This is a genomic window from Brachybacterium sp. AOP43-C2-M15, from assembly GCF_052446295.1.
Lineage (GTDB): Bacteria > Actinomycetota > Actinomycetes > Actinomycetales > Dermabacteraceae > Brachybacterium.
The window spans coordinates 1-1,311 of the sequence record NZ_JBQSWB010000036.1 but is presented as its reverse complement, the minus strand read 5'-3'; the positions used below and the strand labels follow the sequence as shown (position 1 = coordinate 1,311).

Sequence of the window (1,311 nt, the reverse complement as noted above, 5' to 3'; positions counted from 1 at the left end):
CCCTCCGTTGCTCGCGCCGTCGGTATCGAAGTAGGCCAGGAACGCGTTCTTCCATCGGCGCAGGGTCTTGCCCAGTCGCGCGATCTCGGGGATCGGGCAGCTCGGGAGTGTGTCGATGAGCCGCTGGGCGAGGCGGCGTCCCTGCACGGGCGTGGCCTGGTGAAACACGTCCCGGAGGTCCTGAGCGCAGTGGTAGGCGACCTCGACCGCGACGTGATCGGGATGGGTCGCGAACGCGCTGGCCAGCCGTGATTGCTGGCGCGGGGTGAGGCGTTCGCGTCCGGCGCGGAGGATGTGGCGGATCCCGTAGAGCGGGTCGCCCTTGCGGCCGCGGTGCCCGAGGGTCTCTTGCTGGATCCGGCGGCGGACGTCATCGACCGCTGCGCCGGCGAGCTTGACGATGTGGAAGGCGTCCAGCACGCAGGTGGCGTCCTCGAGCTGGTCATCGATCGCGTTCTTGTATCCCTGGAACGGGTCCAGCGTCGCGATCTGGATGCCCTCGCGAAATGCCTCACCGCGTTCGTCCAGCCAGTCGCGGTAGGCCTTCCCGGATCGGCCCGGGACCAGGCCCAGCAGCCTGGCCGTCGGATGCGGTCCTCGAGTCAGATCGACCATCCCGGTGAGCTCCTTCGGCCCGCGTCGGCGCGGGTCGCGGTGGTGCCAGATGTGTTCGTCCACGCCCAGGACCTGCACGTTCTCGAACCGAGTCGGGTCGTTCGCAGCTTCGATCAGGAGTGGCTGGACCTGGGACCAGACCGTGTTCCACGTCGTGCCGAGCTGCCGGGCCAGGCCCTGGATCGTCGCTCCCTCGAAGCGGAGCAGGCCGATCGCCCATCGGATCGCACGGGTCGTGAGCAGGCCCCGCGGAGCGCAGACCCCCGGGTCCTGCTCGATGAACGAGACCACCTCGCAGACGGCCTCGCGGCAGATCCAGCGGCGCTTGCGCCACCGGATCCGCACTGCCCTGCCCGCCCAGGGCGCGTCGATCAGTTCGACCACCACCCGGCCGTGGCCGGTCGCGATCACACCGCAGCCGGGGCAGCCGGTCACGGGGTCGCAGGACTCCACCTCGAGCACCAGCCCGCCCCGAGCTTTCCTCGTGACCGTCACCAGGTGGAGGCCGGAGAAGTCCAGCAGAAGGTCGCATCGGTCGCAGCGATCGAGCGCATCAGGGCATACGCAACTATGGTTGGGCATCGTCGAGGTCCTTGAGATCAGCGGGGGTAGAAGTCCGCTCATCATCGGGGACCTCGACGTCTACCCCCAGCTACCCCGCGCCACCGGCGCGCCCACACTCAACTCTGAAGAGCC

At 69.0% G+C, this 1,311-nt stretch carries 1 protein-coding gene; it reads right to left on the bottom strand.

Features of this window, described 5'->3' with window-relative positions; all coding sequences use genetic code 11:
• The coding region (locus ACT3SP_RS18615) for an ISL3 family transposase (RefSeq protein ID WP_444588771.1) at window positions 1–1,197 on the bottom strand (1,197 nt) is incomplete at its 3' end.
• Between the last annotated feature and the right edge of the window lie 114 nt (window positions 1,198–1,311).